We start from the raw sequence: 19,076 nt of genomic DNA on the forward strand, positions 1-19,076 counted from the left end.
CGACCTCGGTCACATGGCGACAACAGAGGAAACGGCGATGAAGACGAGAACCGAACGGGACTCCATGGGCGAAGTACAGGTACCTGCCAACGCCCTCTATGGTGCCCAGACCCAGCGAGCCATCAACAACTTTCCTATCTCCGGCCAGCCTCTGCCCCCGGCCTTCATCGCCGCCCTCGCCCAGCTAAAGGCGGCCTGTGCCCATGCCAACGGCCAGCTCAAGCGGCTGGAGCAGGACAAGGCCGACGCCATCATCCAGGCCGCCGGCGAGATCATCGAGGGTCGGTACCCGAATGCCTTTCCCATCGATGTGTATCAGACCGGCTCCGGCACCAGCACCAATATGAACGTCAACGAAGTACTGGCGCATCTGGCAACCCAACGCCTGGGCAAGGCAGTAGGCGCCAATGACGACGTCAACATGGGCCAGAGTTCCAATGATGTCATCCCTTCCGCCATTCACGTCAGCGCTGCTCTCGCCCTGAACCGTGAGCTGCTACCGGCTCTGCATCGGCTGGAACAGGCCATTCTCACCAAGGCTGAACAGCTGCAGAACCAGGTGAAAACCGGCCGTACCCACCTGATGGATGCCATGCCGCTGCGCTTCGATCAGGAACTGGGCGGCTGGGCCACCCAGGTACGCTATGGCCGCGAACGACTGGAAGGGCTGCAAAGCCGGCTGCAACAGCTGGCCCTGGGCGGTACCGCCATCGGCACCGGCATCAATGCCGATCCGCGCCAGTCCCAGCTGGCCTGCGACTATCTCAATCGCCACACCGGACTCGACTTTTGTCCGGCCGAAGACCATTTCTACAGCCTGAGCAGCCAGGACACGGCCGTAGAGCTGTCGGGTCAGCTCAAGACCCTGGCGGTGGCACTGATGAAAATCGCCAACGATCTGCGCTGGATGAACTCGGGCCCGCTCACCGGCCTGGCCGAAATTCAGCTGACCGCCCTGCAGCCCGGCTCGTCCATCATGCCCGGCAAGGTCAACCCGGTGATCCCGGAGGCGGTGGCCATGGTGGCAGCCCAGATCATCGGTCTGGACGGCGCCATCACCGTGGCCGGCCAGTCCGGCAACTTCCAGCTCAACGTCATGCTGCCGCTGGTGGCCAACAACCTGCTGACCATGACCCAACTGCTGACCAACAGCGCCCCGCTGCTGGCCGACGCCATCACCGGTTTTACCGTCAATCAGGCGCACATCGACCAGAGCCTGGCCAGGAACCCCATACTGGTCACCGCCCTCAATCCGGTGATCGGCTACGACCGGGCGGCCAGGATCGCCAAGCAGGCCTATGCGGAAAACAGGCCGATACTGGAGGTGGCGCAGGAAGAAACCGAGTTATCGGAACAGGAATTACGCCGTCTGCTGGATCCGGCGGCACTGACCAGAGGCAGCCAGCAGGAGTAACCCGGTAGATGACTCAATAACTTCGTGAAACGTTCGCACATCGGCCAAAGGGCCCGCTCCGCCGACACGCTATGAATACCTCCATGTACGCTCTCTGTTTCATCCCTGAAACAGAAGGTCGGCGGAGCAGATCCCTTTGTCCTCCCTGATGCCCGGGAGTCGCCTGTTGGCAAACAAAAAGGGATGCCTGAGCATCCCTTGTTTCGATCATCGATCCGCAGTACCCGGCAGGTTACAGAATGATATCCAGCAGTGCCTTGTCTTTGCGTGACAGGATATGGGTCGAGCGGATACGGCGCACGGTACGGGACTTACCGCGGATCACCAGGGTTTCGGTGTGGGCATAGTGGCCGTCGCTGCTGATGCCTTCCAGCAGATCGCCCTTGGTGATGCCGGTGGCGGAGAACATCACATTGTCAGTACGAGCCATATCTTCGAGTTTCAGCACCTTGCCGACTTCGATGCCCATCTGCTTGCAGCGTGCGATTTCCTCCTGGCCCAGCGCCAGATTCTCCTCGCTCGGCCCCTTGACCTCGTAGCGCGGTACCAGCCGGGCCTGCATGTCGCCGTCCAGCGAGCGTACCACGGCGGCGGAAATCACCCCTTCGGGCGCGCCACCGATGCCGTAGAGCATGTCTACTTCACTCTCGGGAATACAGGCCTGAATGGAGGCAGCGACGTCGCCATCGGGAATCGCGAACACCCGCACGCCCAGGGCCTGCATGGTCTTGATCGCCTTGTCGTGACGCGGCTTGGCCAGGGTAATCACGGTAAAACGGGACAGCGGCTTGTTCAGAGCCCGGGCCACCGACTTGATATTCTGCTCCAGAGACTTGTCCAGATCGATGGCGCCTTTGGCACCGGCACCGACAATCAGCTTTTCCATGTACATGTCGGGAGCGCGCAGAAAAGCGCCTTTCTCGCCCACCGCCATGACTGCCAGGGCGTTGGACTGGCCCATGGCGGTCATGCGGGTGCCTTCGATGGGATCCACGGCGATATCCACCTCGTCACCGCCCAGACCGACCTTCTCGCCGATATAAAGCATGGGGGCATCGTCGATTTCACCTTCGCCGATCACGACTTCACCGCTGATCTCGATTTCATTCAGCACATGACGCATGGCCGCCACGGCTGCGCCGTCGGCGATATTCTTGTCGCCTCGTCCCAGCCACTTGTAGCCGGCCAGGGCGGCGGCTTCGGTCACTCGGGAAAATTCAATGGCCAATTCACGTCTCATGGAGATTTCCTATCCGTTCAAATTATCGCTATTTACCTAGCTGTTTTTGCCCAATATACGCTTCTGGAAGATACGGTATACATCGGGGATCTGTTCGACATCACTCACGCACACATCCAGGTCGTGCAACTTGCCGTCCTTGATGCCGTATACCCAGCCGTGTACCGACAGCGGCTGGCCCTGTTTCCAGGCATTCTGCACTATGGTGGTGTGACACAGATTCGCTACCTGCTCCACTACGTTCAGCTCGCACATGGCATCGCCTCGCTCGTGCTCATCCTCGATGGCCTGCAGGGCTTCCTGATGCTTGTAGTAGAGATCCTTGATATTGCGCAGCCAGTTGTCGATAAGGCCCAGTTCCTGGTTCTTCATCGCCGCCAGCACCCCGCCGCAGCCGTAGTGGCCGCAGATGATGATATGTTTCACCTTGAGCACTTCAACGGCGTATTGTACCACCGACAGACAATTGAAGTCCGTATGCACCACCAGATTGGCCACATTCCGATGCACAAACACATCGCCGGGCAGCAGACCGGTCAGCTGGTTGGCGGGAACCCGGCTATCGGAGCAACCAATCCACAGATATTCCGGCGCCTGCTGCAACGCCAGCTTCTCGAAAAAAGCCGGATCTTCGGCCTTGATTTGTTCGGACCATTCCTGGTTGTTGTGAAACAGATGCTCCAGTATTTTCATGGGTTCTTCCTGCGTATTTCTGTTTAAAAATAAATTTTCGACGGAAAAAAGGCCCCTGCGGGGCCTTTCACCATGAAGGTACTATTATTCAGGCATCCATCGCCGACTTCAGCTTTTTCAGCGCACTTTTTTCAAGCTGACGAATCCGCTCGGCAGACACGCCGTATTCGTCGGCCAGTGTCTGCAGCGTGGTCTTGTCGTCTTCATCCAGCCATCGGGCCTGAATGATATGCTGGCTGCGCTCGTCCAGGGTTGACAGCGCGGCACGCAAACGGCGGTTGGCGGTTTGTTCCCAGTTGGCTTCTTCCACCTGGTAAGCCACATCCGAACTCTTGTCTTCCAGGTAATGTACCGGCGAGAAACTGGTGTCCTTGTCATCGTCATCGGATGCCAGATCGAAAGCCTGATCCTGGCCGCTCATGCGCGACTCCATTTCCAGCACCTCGGCTGTCGAGACTCCCAAATCCTGGGCCACCGTCTCCACTTCCTGCTGGTTGAACCAGCCCAGACGCTTCTTGGACTTGCGCAGGTTGAAGAACAGCTTGCGCTGGGCCTTGGTGGTGGCCACCTTGACCACGCGCCAGTTGCGCAGCACGTATTCGTGAATTTCGGCCTTGATCCAGTGCACCGCAAAAGAGACCAGGCGTACACCCACGGTCGGATCGAAACGTTTTACCGCCTTCATCAGACCGATGTTGCCTTCCTGAATCAGGTCGGCCTGCGGCAGGCCGTAACCGGAATAGCTTTTGGCGATGTGCACCACGAAACGCAGGTGCGACATGATCAGCTGCCGGGCAGACGCCAGCTCGCCATCATTCTGCAGCCGCTCGGCCAATGATTTCTCTTCTTCCGCACTGAGCACGGGAATCGTGTTCACCGCCTGGATATAGGCCTCCAGGCTACCCTGAGGAACCAGGGCAAAATGGCGCTGAAAATCTGTCGTCATTAAACTCGCATTCATTACATGACTCCGTATCAAAACAGCCGCAATCTGCACCCTGCTATGACGCTGGTGGTCTGGCTGCGCCCACATCGCATGGATGTGGGCGCAGCGGAAAATGTATTTATCTGAGGCTAAATGTCAAGTGGTTCGCCTTTCGCTGCCCCATGAGACCACAGTCCGGGGCCTAAGTTCAACTAGGCTCTATCGCCCTGATATGGCGCCGCACCGAAAATCCCGAGGCCAGCAGGCTGAGCAGGGTACCGGTCAGGATAAGCATCAGGCTTTCCTGAGCCCCGAGCCCGAGCAGATCAAAGTCGCTTTGATACAGTGCCGCCAGTGCATTTACCTTGTGACTGAGCCAGAACACCATCACCAGTGTCAGCCACCAGGCCAGCAAGCCACCGATGATGCCGTACCACAGGCCCACATACAAAAAGGGTCGCTGAATGAAGCTATCGGTCGCCCCCACCAGCTTCATCACCTCGATTTCATAACGACAGTTGAGGATATTGAGTCGCAGGGTGTTGCTGACCACCAGCAAGACACCGGCCAGCAACAGGGTAGCCATCCCCACCACCGCCTGCCGCAGCAAATCGACAATGCCCGACAGCCGGGCCAGCCAGGCCATGTCCAGCCGGGCCGTGGCCACAATCGACTCGGCACTCATGTCCGCCAGCAGCAACTCGGCCGCGTCCGGCGCCCGGCCGCTCTCGGACAGATTCAGGATCAGCACCGCCGGCAGCGGGTTGTCTTCCAGCAGTTCCAGCGCCTCGGCAAAACCGGCGGCGCCCTTGAAATCGGCCAGGCCCTGGGCGGCGCTGATATAGGTGATCTTTTCTATTTCGGGCAGGGTTGCCAGCCGCTGCTGTAACTCGGTGACCTGAGCCTCGGTCGCATTTTGTTGCAGGTAGAGGCTGATCTGCGCCTTGCTCTGCCAGAATGCGCTGACCGACTCGGCGTTTTTCAGCAACACGTAAAAACTCGCCGGCAACGCCAGGCTGACGCCCAGCACGGCGATGGTCATCAGCGAACTCAGCGGTGTGCGCCACAACTCACCCAGACTGGCAAACAACTGCCGCAGGTGATCCACGCCATACATCGCCAGCCGCTGCGGCCAGGAAAGCTTGTGCCCACTCATGCAACGTCCTCCGTCTGCATACGGCCGCTGTTCAGGGCCAGGGTGCGATAACGCTGCGAGTTGATAAGACCGGTATCGTGGGTGGCAATCAGCACGCTGACGCCGACCCGGTTGAAGGCTTCAAACAAGCGCAGTATTTCCATCGACAGTTCGGGGTCCAGGTTGCCGGTCGGCTCATCTGCCAGCAGCAGCGATGGCTTGTTGACGATGGCCCGGGCGATGCCCACCCGCTGTTGCTCGCCGCCGGACAGCATGGGGGGAAAATAACGGTCCTTGCCGAGCAGGCCCACCTTGTCGAGCGCCGCCGATACCCGGCGGCGAATGTCCTGATGACTGTAACCTTCGATCACCAGCGGCAACGCCACGTTATCAAACACGGTACGGGCATTGATCAGGTGATGATCCTGAAAAATCATGCCGATACGGCGCCGCACGTAGGGAATATGGCCCCGACCGATCCGGCTCACATCCTGGCCATTGAAGAACACCTGGCCGTCGGTGGGCCTTTCCATCACGCTGATCAGCTTGAGCAGGGTGCTCTTGCCGGCCCCGGAATGGCCGGTAAGATACGCCATCTCCGCCTTTTCCAGGTGGAAGCTGACCTTTTGCAGGGCCTGAAAGCCCCCGCTGTATACCTTGCTAACCTGCTCGAAGCGGATCATTTATTCTTCCTGAGTAAAGAGAGCGTCGATAAATTCCCGGGAATTGAAGGGCCGCAGATCGTCGATTTTCTCCCCCACCCCGATATAGCGGATGGGAATGCCGAACTTGTCGGCTACCGCGAAAATCACCCCGCCCTTGGCGGTGCCGTCCAGCTTGCTCAGGGTAATGCCGGTAATCGGCACGGCCTCGTTGAACACCTTGGCCTGGCTCAGTGCATTCTGACCGGTACCCGCATCCAGCGTCAGCATGATTTCGTGCGGTGCCGCTCCATCTGCCTTCTGCATCACCCGCACGATTTTTTTCAGCTCATCCATCAGATGCGCCTTGTTCTGCAGACGACCGGCGGTATCGGCAATCAACACATCGACCTTGCGCGCCCTGGCGGCCTCGACCGCATCGAAGATAACCGAAGCCGCATCGGCGCCGGTATGCTGGGCGATCACCGGAATATCGTTCCGCTCACCCCACACCTGCAACTGCTCGACCGCCGCTGCGCGGAAGGTATCGCCCGCTGCCAGCATCACCGACTTGCCCTCGGCCTGGAACTGGCGCGCCAGCTTGCCGATGGTGGTGGTCTTGCCCACACCGTTCACGCCCACCATCAGGATCACATAAGGCTTGTGCTCGCTGTCGATCACCAGCGGCTTGTCTACCTTGTCCAGAATCTGTCCCATTTCTTCTTTCAGCAGCTCGTAGAGCGCTTCGCCGTCTTTCAGCTGACGACGACTGGCCTGACGGGTCAGGTTGTCGATGATGGACAGGGTGGTTTCCACTCCCAGATCCGCGGTCAGCAACTGGGTTTCCAGCTCCTCGAACAATTCATCGTCGATCTTCTTGCCGCTGAACAGCCCGAAGAAGCCGGAGCCCAGGTTTTGCCGGGTTTTCAGCAGGCCCTGTTTGAGCCGGGCAAACAAGCCCTTCTTGGGCGCTTTTTCGGCCTTTCTGTCGGCTTCTTCTTTGGTAGCTTCTTCCGCCAGCCGGGCCTGCTCCGCCGCTTCCTCTTCGGCCGCGAGACGTGCTTCTTCTTCCGCTCGGGCCAGCGCCTCGGCTTCCGCCGCCAGTCGGGCCTGCTCCGCCGCTTCGGCTTCTGCCGCCAGTCGAGCCTGTTCCACCGCTTCGGCTTCTGCCGCCAACCGGGCCTGTTCCGCCGCTTCGGCTTCTGCCGCCAGTCGGGCCTGCTCCGCCGCCTCGGCTTCTGCCGCCAGTCGGGCCTGTTCCGCCGCTTCCCGGGCTTGCTGCTCCTGCAGAGCCTCTTCTATTTCTGCGGCACCGGCTTCCACTTCCGATTCAATCGCCGGCTGTTCGGCCTGTTTCTGCTCTTCTGCTACATCCTGCTGATCTTTGTTCTTGCCAAAGCCCAGCCAGGAGAAAAAACCTTTTTTCGCCATCCTGCTATTACTCGCTTGTGTCGGGGGAGATTAAGGCTGGCCGTGACTCGACCCCTTCATTAGAATACCCACCCCTTATGGGTGCAAAACCGCCTTATACTAGCACTTTATTGAAAGACGGCGAAACGAGATGGCAAAAGCAAAACCGGCAAAAAAAACCTCGGCAGGCAGCGGGCAAATCCGCCTTATCGGTGGCCAGTGGCGTGGGCGAAAATTGCCGGTGCTCGACAGCGAAGGACTCAGACCGACCACCGATAGAGTAAAAGAAACCCTGTTTAACTGGCTGATGTTCGACGTGAGAGGCGGCCGTTGTCTGGATCTGTTTGCCGGCAGCGGTAGTCTGGGGTTCGAAGCCCTGTCGCGCGGCGCCGCCGAAGTGGTACTGGTAGAAAAAGATGCCCGGGTGGCGCAGCAACTGCAGCGCAATCTGGCCAGCCTGCCCGCGGCATCGGGTCGGGTGGTTAATACCGATGCCCTCGGTTTTCTGCAAGGCACGGCGACGCCCTTCGATCTGGTGTTTCTGGATCCGCCGTTTCACCGGGAATTGCTGCCTGCCGCCTGCCAGCAACTGGAGCAGGGCGGCTGGTTGAGCGAAGACGCCAAAATCTATATCGAACGGGAACAGAATGCAGAGACCTTGCCGCTACCGCCGACCTGGCGGCTGTTGAAAGACAAACAGGCGGGTCAGGTCAGTTATCAACTTTATACGAGGACACAAGTGGAATGAAGGTGTTGAATCTGGTGATGCGGCTGGTCATGCTGGTGTTCTGGGCCGGTATTATTTATGCGCTGGTAGGTCCGGAAATAGCAGAAGTCGGCTCCATGCCGCTTATCCTGGGTGCCGTGGTGTTGTTCATGCATCTGCTGCAGATGCTGATGCTCAAGCAGGTCGCCAGCGTGCTGCATCCAACCCCGAAGGATTACCTGGCGGTGCTGGTGTTCGGCTCCTTTGCCATGCACCATCACCGGGCCCGTCTGAAAGAGATGATGGAACAGAAGCGTTAAGCTCAAGACCTACAACTCGGTCATGTCAGACTCATGGCCGCACTGCCAGCAGGTTTCAAAGCTGCCGGCATTGTGTTCGCCACAGTGCCGGCAATACCAGGCCGGGCCGGCACCACGCCGATAAGACTCCAGTATCTTTCGCGCCTGCTCCAGATCCTGCGCACGTACCAGCAGGGTCACTTCCACGGCGTTGGCGGGTAACTCACCCAAAGCGCCGGACAGCGCTTCGCCCTGCAACTGCACGGTGACTCCCGACACCTCCAGAGAGCCTTTCAGGGTATGTGCCTCCAGGCTGTTGGTCGCCTGATAAACCGGGATCCACTCGTTCATGCTGCCCCTGTGCCGGAATGGCAGATAGAAAAAGGGGGTGACGTCATGTCACCCCCTTTTGGGTTGTCGTATGGTTAATCCTTAAACCAAGTTGCTCCCTGCATTCCCTGACAAATTACCTTATCCTTAAGGTGTTCCTCTTCCCGATCCATCGGTGCGTCCTGGTCATCCTGACCGCGATTCATCCTGATTCGCTCGACTATCTCCGTCCTGGGAGGTGTCCTTGACCGCATCCTGCGGGGTTCCTTTCGCCGTTCCTGGCAGCCTGTCTTCCTGACCGACTTCCTTGCTCCTTGCCCTTCTAACTATAGATAACTTTGCCAAAGCCTCAAGACAAAAAAACAGAAAAAGGGTTCACTCCCGATCACACAAATAATTTATAACTTTGTTTTAAAAGGATAAAACATTTTATTCGTCTTAAAATCCGCATATTAAAACGTCTTATCCGCCCGCTTATTGAGAGATCTCTTACAAGATAAAAGGGCAAAGTCTCAACCAGAATCCATGGTATAAAACGGTGGCCGGGAACATGAACGGCGCTTAGGATAAAGCCGTCTGACATTAAAGGAGTGATTTTAATGAGCTCGTTGCATTTACCATCGGCACTGGTGGACTCAAACTGGCTGGCCACCCATTTACAACATCCGGATCTGATGGTGCTGGATGCCAGCTGGTACATGCCGGCCGCCCAGCGCTCCGGAGAACAGGAATGGCGCCAACAGCGCATTCCCGGTGCTCGCTTCTTCGATTTCGACAGTAAAATCAAGGATCATGGCAGCTCACTGCCCCATATGCTGCCATCGGAAACCCAGTTTGCACGGCAGGTATCCGAGCTGGGCCTGAGCAACCATCATCGCATCGTGATTTACGACAGCAGCGGTATCTTTGCCGCACCGCGGGCCTGGTGGATGTTCAGAGCCATGGGACACCAGCAGGTTGCGGTACTGGATGGTGGCCTGCCGGACTGGATACAACAAGGGCACCCCCTGGAGCAGGGAGAACCCGCCAGCGTCGCCCCCGGCCACTTTGTTGCCCACCGCCAGGCCGACTGGATAGCCGATGCGGCCCAGGTGCAAGCAGCCCTGCCACAGCCAGATACCCGGGTACTGGATGCGAGAAGCCTCGAACGGTTCAGTGGTCAGGCGGCGGACCCTCGCCCCGGCGTTCGTCCCGGCCACATGCCCGGCGCCTATTGTCTGCCCTTTGGCGAGCTACTGGTACAAGGCCGTTTCCTGCCTCGGGAACAGCTGGCGCTGAAGCTGGCATCGCTGCTGGCGCCCGAACAACGCCTGATCTGCAGCTGCGGCTCCGGCGTGACCGCCGCCATTCTGGCGCTGGCCGCCACACTCACCGGGCATGAAAAAGTAGCCGTTTACGACGGTTCCTGGACGGAATGGGGAAGCTCGGAGCAACTGCCGGTGGTGACTGACCACTAAACTAAAAATGCCCGCCATAAGGCGGGCATTCGCATTGTTGTTGCCGACTGCTTTATTCGGCGGCAGGTCGGGCCGCAACACCCATCTTCAGCGCCAGCCAGATCACCAGCACCAGGCTGATCATCACCGACAGGTAGTTGGTACCCATTTCCGGGAACTGGGTACGTAAAAACGCCGAGTAGCCGAATACCCCTATCAAGAAACCGAGCAGGGTACAGAGGGGGGTGTCACCTTCCATCGGTACGCTCAGATATTCCTGATAAAGCATGTGCGCAGCCAACGCCAGTGCAACGATGGGGAAAATGGAAAATGCCAGCTGACTGACGCTCAGGGTCGCCAGAGTGGCATTCCCGCAGAGACCAACCAACAGCGCCAACAAAATAGGTTTGCGACGAATTTGCTTACTTCCAGACATGGTCATCCTTCCTAATGTAGGGCCTAAAGCCTCTTTGCCTTGTGATATGCATCTGCGCCTTTGGCAATGATGCGCAGTTGCAGAATCATGCGTTCGGCCAATACCGTCCGCTCTTTTTCATTCATATCCAGCGCCTCGGCCCCGGCACTGAAAACGATGGTGACCATCGCCTGAGCCTGGGTTTCGGCATAGCTTCGGCTGGTTTCCTGTTTTTCTTCCAGATAATCGGTGAGTTCGGCGGTAAAGTGCTGAATCTCCCGTGCGACCGCCTGGCGAAACGCAGCCGAGGTCCCGGAACGCTCTCGCAGTAACAACCGAAAAACATCCGGACTTCGCTCGATAAACTCCATGAAGGTTTCTACCGAAATCTGGATAACACTACCACCATCGGCAATGCGCTGACGAGCCTGACGCATCAATTGTCTGAGGGTGAGACCACCTTCATCCACCAGCGTCAGCCCCAGCTCTTCCATATCCTTGAAGTGACGGTAGAAAGAAGTCGGAGCCAACCCCGCCTCCCGAGCCACTTCGCGCAGACTCAAACTGGAAAAGCTACGTTCGGCACTCAATTGGCGAAAAGCCGCATCAATCAGAGAACGTCGGGTCTTTTCTTTTTGTTCTGCGCGAATGCCCACGGCACACCAGAGTCTAATTTGTTAATATACGGATCATACCTTTTTGTCAGAACGCGGTCAGCCCCGGTTGGTCAATTTCTGATTGACGATAACTGTTATTAAATACGAGAATGGTGTACAGCTGTTCGCTCAATGGATATAGACATGCGTAAACCCCCTCTGCTCTGGACCAACCTTCTGCTGTTTTCAGGCTCCGGCCTGGCGGCCATGGTGCTGGTCCCCTGGTATGGCCTGACTCAGGGCTATGATGGCTGGCAATGGCTCGCCATGCTGACGCTGTTCAGTTACAGCTGCCTGTCGATCACCGCCGGTTATCACCGCCTCTGGGCACACAAGGCCTACGATGCTCACCCGTTGCTGCAGTGGCTGTTCGCCCTGGGCGGCGCCCTGTCGTTGCAGAACTCGGCATATCACTGGTGTGCCGATCATCGCCGCCATCATCGCCATGTGGATGATCTGGACAAGGATCCCTATTCCGCCAGCCGCGGACTCTGGTTCTCGCACATGGGCTGGATGCTGCGCCATTACCACACCCCCGATGACAGCAATATCCCGGATCTCAAACGCAACCCCATTCTGCAGTTCCAACATAAACACTATCTGCCGCTGACCCTGGTGATGAATATCGCTCTGCCGCTGCTGCTGGGATTCTGGCACGGCGATATCTGGGGCATGCTGCTGATGGCGGGTGTATTGCGCCTGTTCCTCGGCCACCATGTGACCTTCTTCATCAACTCCCTGGCCCATTACTGGGGCCGTCAGCCGTACACCAGCAAGAACTCGGCGCGTGACAACGATCTGCTGGCGGTACTGACCTTCGGTGAGGGCTACCATAACTTTCACCATCTGTTCGAATTCGATTATCGCAACGGTATCCGCTGGTGGCATTACGACCCCACCAAGTGGCTAATCCGTTCCATGAGCTGGCTGGGTCTGGCTTCGCGGCTGCGGACCTGCCCGCAGGAGCGTATCGAGCAGGCCCAGCTGGAACGCCGGCTGGAAATCGCTCGCCAGAAAATACTGCGTCAGCAGCAGAATGCCGATACCGAGCAGTGGCTGGCCCTGCTGCATAGCGAATACGAACGCTTGCTGGAGCAGCTCAAGAGCTACTATCAGGTACGCAAGAGCCTGCTGGAACTGAAGAAAAAGGCGGCTCGCTGCAAATACGAAGAGCTGCGGCTCAAGCTGAATTGCGATGAACTGAAGGCCTCCTTTACCACCCAGCGGCGCAACTGGCTCAAGCTCACCACCCAGTTTGCATAACGGCACTGATCGCACAACCACACCGGTTGCATCATCAAACAGGCGGGACTTCCCGCCTTATTTTTTGCTGGAAATACGAGCAAGCTCACCCTTATCCTCTACCCTGAATACTTCTCTTTGACAAAAACTCTGCAAAACACCATAGTCTGCGCCATTTTTATTCGACCGTAATTGTACGGTTAACTTTACAGTCAGCAGGAGCAAGCACGACGTGGAAAAAAGGGCACAATTCAGCAGCAAACTGGGATTCGTGATGGCCGCCGCCGGTTCGGCCATTGGCGTAGGCAACATCTGGGGTTTTCCCACTCAGGCGGCGAGTAACGGTGGTGGCGCCTTTCTGCTGGTCTATCTGCTGTTTATCTTCCTGCTCGGCTACCCCATGCTGGTGGCGGAAATCACCATAGGGCGTCACGGCCAGGCCAGCCCGTTCCGGGCGCTGCAGACCCTGACCGCCAATCCGCTGGGCAAGGCCATCGCCGGCCTGGTAGGGCTGGCCGCCGTACTCACCGTCAGCCTGATCTTCACCTTTTACGCCATCGTCTCCGGCTGGTTTGTCGCCTACGCCCTGGAGCCGCTGGCCAGCATGGCGGGCGCCCATGATGCCGCCGGCTGGCTGACCGGCTTTTCCACCTCCCGCAACCTGGTGTTCACCCTGCTGTTCGCCCTGCTGAGCCTCTATGTGGTCAGCCGGGGGCTGGAACAGGGCATCGAAAAATGGTCGACCCGACTGATGCCACTGCTGCTGATCATGCTGGTACTGCTGACCGGTTACATGCTGCTGCAACCGGGCGCCGGCGAAGGCCTCAGGGCCTATCTGGTCCCGGACTTTTCGCGGGTACTGAACGGGAAGGTGCTGATCGGTGCCCTGGGGCAGAGCTTTTTCTCGCTGTCGCTGGGCGCGGCGGTGATGATGCTGTATGGCTCCTACCTGAGCCGCCAGACCCGCATTCCGGCCCTGGCTGCCCAGGTGACCCTGCTGGATACCGGCGTGGCCTTTCTGGCCGGTCTGCTGATCCTGCCCGCCATGTACGTGGCCCAGCACAACGGCGTGCCCATCTTTGCCGAAGATGGCAGTCTGCTCAGCTCCGATACCCTGGTGTTCTCGGTCCTGCCCGCGCTGTTTGAAACCATGGGCCAGGCTCAGTACCCGGTGGCCTTCGCCTTCTTCCTGCTGATGATGGTAGCGGCACTGACGTCATCCATTTCCATGCTGGAGGCGCCGGTGTCGCTGGCAATGGAGTCCACCGGCCTGTCGCGCATCAAGGCCACCTGGCTGATGACCACGCTCTGTACCCTGGTAAGCCTGATCATCGTGTTCAACTTCGGCGCCCTGTTCGGCTGGTAATCACCCTCACCACCCAGTATGCCCAGCCGTTGGTGAGCCTGTGCATCACGATCTATGCCGGTTGGGTCTGGCAGCGCAACAAGGTATTGGCCGAGCTGAAGTCGGGCTGCCCCGAACTGGAACAGGGTCTGTTCTGGAAGGTCTGGCCCTGGTATGTGCGTTTCGTGTGCCCGGTACTGGTGCTGGTGGTGATTATTCAGTCAATCGCCGGCTAAAAGGCAAAGCATCGTCTGTATTGGCGTACGAGGAAAGAGGCAACAGGGTGTACAGGGAGGACACAGGGATCTGCTCCACCGACCTTCCGTTTCAGGGACGAAACGGAGAGCGTACAGGAAGTATTCACAGCGAGTCTGGGGAGCAGGCCCTTTGGCCTATTACATTAGGGTCGCGGCAAGAAACCGCATGACCCCGGCCAACTGCAAAAAATCGGCCAGGGGTCATGCCAGCATCAGAAAGCGGATCAGTTAACCAGCCCGATGTGCTCCCTGAAGCCTGCCAGTTTGGTGCCGGCGCCTTCATCGGCCAGTGCCAGCAGAAAGGCATATTCCCGCGCCAGCTCATGATAAGACTCGAAGCGACCGGACTTGCCCCCATGGCCGGCCTCCATGTCGCAATGCAGTAGCAACAGGTTATCGTCGGTCTTCATCTCGCGCAGCTTGGCCACCCACTTGGCAGGCTCCCAGTACTGCACCTGAGAGTCGTGCAGGCCGGTGGTGACCAGCATATGCGGATAAGACTGCACCTGCACCTGATCGTAGGGGCTGTAGGACTTCATGTAGTGGTAATACTCGGGATCCGCCGGATTGCCCCACTCGTCGTACTCACCGGTGGTCAGCGGAATGGAGTCGTCCAGCATGGTGGTCACCACGTCCACGAAAGGCACCGCCGCCACCACTCCCTTGAACAGCTTGGGCGCCATGTTGACCACCGAGGCCACCAGCAGTCCACCGGCGCTGCCGCCGGAAGCAAAAACCCGCTCCGAGTCGCCATAACCCTGCACTAACAGCTCGCGGGTAACATCGATAAAGTCGTGAAAGGTGTTCTCCTTGCTGAGCAGACGCCCCTGTTCATACCAGTCCCGCCCCAGTTCCTCGCCGCCGCGCACATGGGCGATGGCATAGACAAAGCCACGGTCGAGCAGGCTCAGGCGCGAGCTGCTGAAGTCCGGATCCATGCTGGCACCGTAAGAACCGTAGGCATACACCAGCAGCGGATTGCTGCCATCGCGCTTGAACTTGTCGGCCCGGTATACCAGCGACACCGGCACCCTGGCGCCGTCCCGTGCGGTGACCCACAGTCGTTCGCTGCGGTAGTCGTCGGCATTGAACTGCTCGCCCACATACTGCTGCTTGAGTTCGCGCCGCTCCTGGGTGTCCATGTTCACTTCATAGATGGTGGTCGGACGGGTCATGGAGGAATAGCCGTAGCGCAACCAGGGGCTGTCGTCCTCGGCGTTTACCCCCAGCCAGGTCACATAGGCGGGATCATCGAAGCGGATGTCGTGTTCACGGCCATCCTTGCGGTGGATCTGGCGCAGATGCACCAACCCCTCGCTGCGCTCTTCCAGCACCAGCCAGTCGCGGAACAGGGTAAAGCCTTCCAGCAACACGTCTTCCCGGGCCGGGATCAGTGGCTGCCATTGCTCCGTGCTGCCGTTTTCCGCCAGATAGAGGCCGAAGTTGGTGCCGTCCTTGTTGGAACGGACATAAAACTGGCCCTGATAGTGTTCGAGGTCGTACTCGTGGCCACGCTGGCGGGGCAAAAATACCTGCGCCGGTGCTGCAGGGTCATTGGCCGGAATCAGGTTGATCTCGCTGGATACCGTATTCCAGGAACCGATGACGATGTAATCTTCCGAGCGGCTCTTGTAGATGCTGGTATAAAAACTGGGATCCTGTTCTTCATGCACCAGCACGTCTTCGCTCTGGGGCGTACCCAGGGTATGACGGTACACCTGGTAGGGCAGCAGGGTATTTTCGTCCTGCCTGACGTAGAACAGGGTCTTGCCGTCGTTGGCCCATTCAATATTGCCGGAGGTGTTTTCCAGCACTTCATCAAACAGCTCGCCGGTCTGCAGCGACTTGAAACGGACCTGATACTGACGACGGGAGACAAAATCTTCGGCAAAGGCCAGGGTCTGTTGATCGGGGCTGACCGCAACCTGACCCAGGCCATAGTAGGCCTGATCCCGGGCACGTTCGTTGCCGTCCAGCAGCAATTCAATCTGCTCGGGTTGTCCTTCGGGATGGCGTTCGATAATGCCGTATTCCTGACCCTTCTGGTAACGGGTCTGGTAGCGGTAACCGTTTTTCAGATAGGGAACCGAGCTGTCGTCCTGACGGATACGGGCGATCATCTCCTGGTACAGCTCTTCCTGCAGCGTATTCAGCGGTGTGAGCACCTGCTCACTGTACCGGTTTTCCTGCTCCAGATAGGTAAGCACCTGCGGATCGTCGCGTTCGTCATCCCGCATCCAGTGATAATTGTCGATCCGGGTATCGTCGTGGTTGATCAGAACATGAGGAATTTTCTTGGCGACAGGAGGCTTTACTTCCACATCAGCACCTTTAGCGTGGGGTTTGGCACAAGCCACCCATGCTAACATCAAGCAAAGCGTAACCCTATTGCGCATCAAATTGCTCCTTGTCTTCGACAATCCAGAATTGGTTTAATTTTAACCAGATCGGCACCCGCGCACCAACGTATTTACTGAAAAATGCGAAGAGAAGCAGCATAAAAACTCGTGTGGAACCTTATTTTACCGGCTCCACCATCGAAGTGATTACTTACGCCGCCAACTACCATCGGCCAGCTGGATATAGTGTCCGCTGGCAGTACGCTCGATATTCAGCTGGCCGGCGCGAGCTTGCACCACGGTCAGGCTGGTACCGGTTTTCCGGGCGATATCCTGATAATTTTCCAGCCGTTTGCGATTGATATCGCTGGCGATGGCGTTCACCTCACCACTGCCGCGCACCACGCCCACCAGGCCATTCAGCTGCTCGCCAATCAGGCCCTGCTGCTTGGCTTGCTGCAGGTCCAGCGCCCAGGCCGACCAGCTCAGACAGGCCGCCAATATCACTGCCAACCACCGCATAGAGACTCCTCAGAACAATTCCTGTTCCTGTTCAAACAATTTTTCCAGCTCCCGATCCACCCGGACCCGGATTTCGTGATCCACCTTGACGTTCAGGTTGACGGTAATGGGCTTGTCCGGCACCACCACTTCCACCCTGGGCGTGCAGGCGCTCAGTAACAAACCCAATAACACGCCCTGTAACAAGGGGCCAATCATGGCCGCACGTTTATGCATTTACTCACTCTCCCCCTGTAGCCTGGCCGGCAATCGCTCACTCAATTCCTGGGCGAAGCGCAGACTGGCCAGCAACTGTAGCAGGTTTTCCTGGTGGCGATAATTGAAGTTGACCGGGTGCATTTTACCCATCACCGGCGCCTGCCCCCGCAATCGGCTGTCGATCACCGCCTCGCCACCGGGCGCCATCGAAATGTCCGCTTCCAGCCGGCGATAACGCAGGTCGCTGAGCAACCCCAGAGTCAGCCCGAGCGACAGATTGCTCTCGCCAGTGGCCAATAACTGTGCACCGGCCTGATAGGATATCCAGCCATTATCACTATAGGCCTTGCCGGCGGTAACGCTAAAACCCTGCTCGAACGAAAACGGCAGTCGTCCGTTCAGCCTGCCGTTACCGGTCAGCCCGTCGACACGGGCGTAACTCAGCACCTGCGCCAGCGAAATATCGCTCAGGTGCACCTCGCCATGGGGCGCCGCGGTGAGCGCCATGGGAGCCAGCGCCAGCTGGCCGCCAAAGGCCTTGGCGGTCAGCCCGGACAGCCAGGGGCCGCGCTGACGCCAGTCCAGCGCGGCGTGAATATCGGTAATGGGTATCCCCACCTCAAGCTTCGCCGCAGAGACAGCCTGGGGACCGATGCCCTGCAGCCTTTGCTGCTCCCAGCGCAGCCTGAACCTGGCCGCCAGCTGTTCGGCGTGCATATCCCGGTAACTCAGCCGCCCCTCGCTGAGTTCGGCCTCCAGATCTATCGGTTGCCCGGTGTCGAGTAAATTCGGCGCCTGCAGCGACAACCGCAATCGGCCAGCCTCGGGCTCCAGCCCCACCGGCAGCGCCAGCCAGCCGTTCAGCCATTGCCACAATCCGGTAACGGGCAATGACTGGGCCGGTACGACCAGTGCCAGACCCCGGTCGTAACGCCAGTCGCCCTTCAACTGCAAATCAGCGCCCAGATCCAGTGCCACCGAGCCCCGCCGCCGATCCAGCCCCGTACCGCTCAGCAGCAGTGCCGCACCGGGAAAGACCTGTTGCTGCCAGCGCCCCCGTTGCCAGTGCAAGCGCATACGCCAGTCACCTTCCAGCGACGACGCCCCCACCGGCCTCAGCTCCAGCTGATTGAGCTCCAGATGCTTCCAGTTTAACCGTGCCACCTTGAGTCGCGACTCCGGCAGCAACTGCCAGCCCTGGGGTCCTTGCTCGGCGGTCAGCTGTAATTGCCAGCCGCCGGCCAATGGCGCCGGCAGCTCGCCTTCGGCCAGCCACTGCAAGGGCTGCCCCGGCTGCCAGTCACCACTGAGGGTCACAGGCTGGTTCAAGGTCGACGCGAGCAGGGCTCCCGGCAACTCCCCCTGCCAGCGCCATCCCTGCCGTTCCGGTGCCAGGGTAAACTGCGCCGCGCCCGCATCCGTTTGCCAGACAATCTCGAGATGCTGCCGATGATGGCGCAGCTCGGCGGCGCCGGTGAGCATCACCTTGGGCAGATACAGGGTCAGACGGTCGACGCGAAAATCGATGGGCGGCAAGGTCAGCAGCAACGACAGCGCGTCACGTTCCCCTTTGGCTCCGCCACCGCCACTGCGAGAGCAGCCCAGATCCAGGCTCAACTGCTCCAGCCCTCCCTCCAGGCGACCTTCGTTCAGCGTCAGCGTCAGGCCATGGGCCTGCTCTCTGGGGCAGGCCGGTACCTGTGCCCGGGCCAGCGTCGCCTGGGCGTGCAGCCACTCCGGCAACGGCAATGCCGATACCATCGCGGGCAGCAGCAGCCCCGTCCAGCACAACAGCCGTAATACCATATTCCTCTTCAAGCAGTTCAAGGCTCACCTTCATCAAATCGGCTTGCATCGTTGCACACAGCCATTA

20 protein-coding genes are annotated in these 19,076 nt (G+C 58.8%); 7 read left to right on the forward strand and 13 right to left on the reverse strand.

Annotated features, from left to right (window positions below):
* Positions 1–37: 37 nt before the first annotated feature.
* Positions 38–1,414 (forward strand): class II fumarate hydratase, encoded by a 1,377-nt coding sequence (locus BFR47_RS15300; RefSeq protein ID WP_071473869.1) that lies wholly within the window; start codon positions 38–40, stop codon positions 1,412–1,414.
* A 232-nt stretch (positions 1,415–1,646) separates the two neighbouring features.
* Here the strand turns inward: BFR47_RS15300 and glpX are convergent, their stop codons facing one another.
* The 6 genes from glpX to ftsY form a co-directional block, all read right to left on the reverse strand.
* On the reverse strand, positions 1,647–2,654 hold the full coding sequence (gene glpX, locus BFR47_RS15305) for a class II fructose-bisphosphatase (protein ID WP_071473870.1): 1,008 nt from the start codon (positions 2,652–2,654) through the stop codon (positions 1,647–1,649).
* Between the two features lie 36 nt (positions 2,655–2,690).
* Positions 2,691–3,347 (reverse strand): carbonate dehydratase, encoded by a 657-nt coding sequence (gene can / locus BFR47_RS15310; RefSeq protein WP_071473871.1) that lies wholly within the window; start codon positions 3,345–3,347, stop codon positions 2,691–2,693.
* A gap of 88 nt (positions 3,348–3,435) precedes the next feature.
* Positions 3,436–4,293, reverse strand: a complete 858-nt coding sequence (gene rpoH, locus BFR47_RS15315; RefSeq protein ID WP_071473872.1) for an RNA polymerase sigma factor RpoH — start codon at positions 4,291–4,293, stop codon at positions 3,436–3,438.
* Positions 4,294–4,480: 187 nt separating this feature from the next.
* Positions 4,481–5,428, reverse strand: coding sequence for a permease-like cell division protein FtsX (gene ftsX, locus BFR47_RS15320; RefSeq protein WP_071473873.1), 948 nt, complete (start codon positions 5,426–5,428; stop codon positions 4,481–4,483).
* A complete protein-coding gene (ftsE, locus tag BFR47_RS15325) occupies positions 5,425–6,090 on the reverse strand; it encodes a cell division ATP-binding protein FtsE (RefSeq protein WP_071473874.1) in 666 nt (221 codons plus the stop codon). Before ftsE ends, ftsX begins: the two co-directional genes overlap by 4 nt.
* A complete protein-coding gene (gene ftsY, locus BFR47_RS15330) occupies positions 6,091–7,479 on the reverse strand; it encodes a signal recognition particle-docking protein FtsY (protein ID WP_071473875.1) in 1,389 nt (462 codons plus the stop codon).
* Between the two features lie 130 nt (positions 7,480–7,609).
* Between ftsY and rsmD the strand changes: the two genes are divergently transcribed.
* Positions 7,610–8,206, forward strand: a complete 597-nt coding sequence (gene rsmD, locus BFR47_RS15335) for a 16S rRNA (guanine(966)-N(2))-methyltransferase RsmD (RefSeq protein WP_071473876.1) — start codon at positions 7,610–7,612, stop codon at positions 8,204–8,206.
* Positions 8,203–8,484 carry a DUF1145 domain-containing protein gene (locus BFR47_RS15340; RefSeq protein WP_071473877.1) on the forward strand — a complete coding sequence of 94 codons (282 nt, stop codon included), beginning with the start codon at positions 8,203–8,205 and terminating at the stop codon, positions 8,482–8,484. The genes rsmD and BFR47_RS15340 overlap by 4 nt, the downstream gene beginning before the upstream one ends.
* Positions 8,485–8,493: 9 nt before the next feature.
* Here the strand turns inward: BFR47_RS15340 and BFR47_RS15345 are convergent, their stop codons facing one another.
* On the reverse strand, positions 8,494–8,814 hold the full coding sequence (locus BFR47_RS15345) for a putative signal transducing protein (protein WP_071473878.1): 321 nt from the start codon (positions 8,812–8,814) through the stop codon (positions 8,494–8,496).
* Positions 8,815–9,392: 578 nt separating this feature from the next.
* Here BFR47_RS15345 and sseA point away from each other — a divergent pair.
* A complete protein-coding gene (gene sseA, locus BFR47_RS15350) occupies positions 9,393–10,250 on the forward strand; it encodes a 3-mercaptopyruvate sulfurtransferase (protein WP_071473879.1) in 858 nt (285 codons plus the stop codon).
* Positions 10,251–10,302: 52 nt separating this feature from the next.
* Here the strand turns inward: sseA and BFR47_RS15355 are convergent, their stop codons facing one another.
* Together BFR47_RS15355 and fabR are read right to left on the reverse strand one after the other, a co-directional pair.
* Complete coding sequence (locus BFR47_RS15355; protein WP_071473880.1) at positions 10,303–10,665, reverse strand: YijD family membrane protein; 363 nt, start codon at positions 10,663–10,665, stop codon at positions 10,303–10,305.
* A 23-nt stretch (positions 10,666–10,688) separates the two neighbouring features.
* Positions 10,689–11,300 carry an HTH-type transcriptional repressor FabR gene (gene fabR, locus BFR47_RS15360; RefSeq protein WP_071473881.1) on the reverse strand — a complete coding sequence of 204 codons (612 nt, stop codon included), beginning with the start codon at positions 11,298–11,300 and terminating at the stop codon, positions 10,689–10,691.
* A 144-nt stretch (positions 11,301–11,444) separates the two neighbouring features.
* Between fabR and BFR47_RS15365 the strand changes: the two genes are divergently transcribed.
* From BFR47_RS15365 to BFR47_RS18845, 3 genes are all read left to right on the forward strand, one after another.
* Complete coding sequence (locus BFR47_RS15365; RefSeq protein ID WP_071473882.1) at positions 11,445–12,563, forward strand: acyl-CoA desaturase; 1,119 nt, start codon at positions 11,445–11,447, stop codon at positions 12,561–12,563.
* Positions 12,564–12,774: 211 nt separating this feature from the next.
* Complete coding sequence (locus BFR47_RS15370) at positions 12,775–13,908, forward strand: sodium-dependent transporter (protein ID WP_245748954.1); 1,134 nt, start codon at positions 12,775–12,777, stop codon at positions 13,906–13,908.
* 32 nt (positions 13,909–13,940) lie between these two features.
* Positions 13,941–14,123, forward strand: coding sequence for a hypothetical protein (locus BFR47_RS18845; RefSeq protein ID WP_245748955.1), 183 nt, complete (start codon positions 13,941–13,943; stop codon positions 14,121–14,123).
* A gap of 245 nt (positions 14,124–14,368) precedes the next feature.
* On the opposite strand, the gene BFR47_RS15375 is transcribed toward BFR47_RS18845, so the two are convergent.
* The 4 genes from BFR47_RS15375 to BFR47_RS15390 all read right to left on the reverse strand — a co-directional run bounded on the left by BFR47_RS15375 (position 14,369) and on the right by BFR47_RS15390 (position 19,009).
* Complete coding sequence (locus BFR47_RS15375) at positions 14,369–16,513, reverse strand: S9 family peptidase (protein ID WP_071473883.1); 2,145 nt, start codon at positions 16,511–16,513, stop codon at positions 14,369–14,371.
* Between the two features lie 177 nt (positions 16,514–16,690).
* Positions 16,691–17,005: a YdbL family probable chaperone protein gene (locus BFR47_RS15380; RefSeq protein ID WP_071473884.1), complete on the reverse strand. Its 315-nt coding sequence runs from the start codon at positions 17,003–17,005 to the stop codon at positions 16,691–16,693.
* A 9-nt stretch (positions 17,006–17,014) separates the two neighbouring features.
* A complete protein-coding gene (locus BFR47_RS15385; protein ID WP_245748956.1) occupies positions 17,015–17,221 on the reverse strand; it encodes a YnbE family lipoprotein in 207 nt (68 codons plus the stop codon).
* On the reverse strand, positions 17,222–19,009 hold the full coding sequence (locus BFR47_RS15390; protein WP_071473885.1) for an intermembrane phospholipid transport protein YdbH family protein: 1,788 nt from the start codon (positions 19,007–19,009) through the stop codon (positions 17,222–17,224). It abuts the gene before it with no gap.
* Positions 19,010–19,076: the final 67 nt, after the last annotated feature.

It is taken from the genome of Oceanisphaera psychrotolerans (assembly GCF_001870485.1).
In the GTDB taxonomy this organism is placed as follows: domain Bacteria; phylum Pseudomonadota; class Gammaproteobacteria; order Enterobacterales; family Aeromonadaceae; genus Oceanimonas; species Oceanimonas psychrotolerans.

Bases quoted from the DNA above. Each gene is read 5' to 3' on its own strand.
- ftsX (WP_071473873.1), bottom strand. From the start codon at position 5,428: ATGAGTGGGCACAAGCTTTCCTGGCCGCAGCGGCTGGCGATGTATGGC.
- ftsE (WP_071473874.1), bottom strand. From the start codon at position 6,090: ATGATCCGCTTCGAGCAGGTTAGCAAGGTATACAGCGGGGGCTTTCAG.
- BFR47_RS15385 (WP_245748956.1), bottom strand. From the start codon at position 17,221: ATGCATAAACGTGCGGCCATGATTGGCCCCTTGTTACAGGGCGTGTTA.
- glpX (WP_071473870.1), bottom strand. From the start codon at position 2,654: ATGAGACGTGAATTGGCCATTGAATTTTCCCGAGTGACCGAAGCCGCC.
- BFR47_RS15365 (WP_071473882.1), top strand. From the start codon at position 11,445: ATGCGTAAACCCCCTCTGCTCTGGACCAACCTTCTGCTGTTTTCAGGC.
- BFR47_RS15355 (WP_071473880.1), bottom strand. From the start codon at position 10,665: ATGTCTGGAAGTAAGCAAATTCGTCGCAAACCTATTTTGTTGGCGCTG.
- BFR47_RS15300 (WP_071473869.1), top strand. From the start codon at position 38: ATGAAGACGAGAACCGAACGGGACTCCATGGGCGAAGTACAGGTACCT.
- BFR47_RS15390 (WP_071473885.1), bottom strand. From the start codon at position 19,009: ATGGTATTACGGCTGTTGTGCTGGACGGGGCTGCTGCTGCCCGCGATG.
- can (WP_071473871.1), bottom strand. From the start codon at position 3,347: ATGAAAATACTGGAGCATCTGTTTCACAACAACCAGGAATGGTCCGAA.
- BFR47_RS15340 (WP_071473877.1), top strand. From the start codon at position 8,203: ATGAAGGTGTTGAATCTGGTGATGCGGCTGGTCATGCTGGTGTTCTGG.
- sseA (WP_071473879.1), top strand. From the start codon at position 9,393: ATGAGCTCGTTGCATTTACCATCGGCACTGGTGGACTCAAACTGGCTG.
- rsmD (WP_071473876.1), top strand. From the start codon at position 7,610: ATGGCAAAAGCAAAACCGGCAAAAAAAACCTCGGCAGGCAGCGGGCAA.
- BFR47_RS15375 (WP_071473883.1), bottom strand. From the start codon at position 16,513: ATGTTAGCATGGGTGGCTTGTGCCAAACCCCACGCTAAAGGTGCTGAT.
- BFR47_RS15380 (WP_071473884.1), bottom strand. From the start codon at position 17,005: ATGCGGTGGTTGGCAGTGATATTGGCGGCCTGTCTGAGCTGGTCGGCC.
- BFR47_RS15345 (WP_071473878.1), bottom strand. From the start codon at position 8,814: ATGAACGAGTGGATCCCGGTTTATCAGGCGACCAACAGCCTGGAGGCA.
- ftsY (WP_071473875.1), bottom strand. From the start codon at position 7,479: ATGGCGAAAAAAGGTTTTTTCTCCTGGCTGGGCTTTGGCAAGAACAAA.
- rpoH (WP_071473872.1), bottom strand. From the start codon at position 4,293: ATGACGACAGATTTTCAGCGCCATTTTGCCCTGGTTCCTCAGGGTAGC.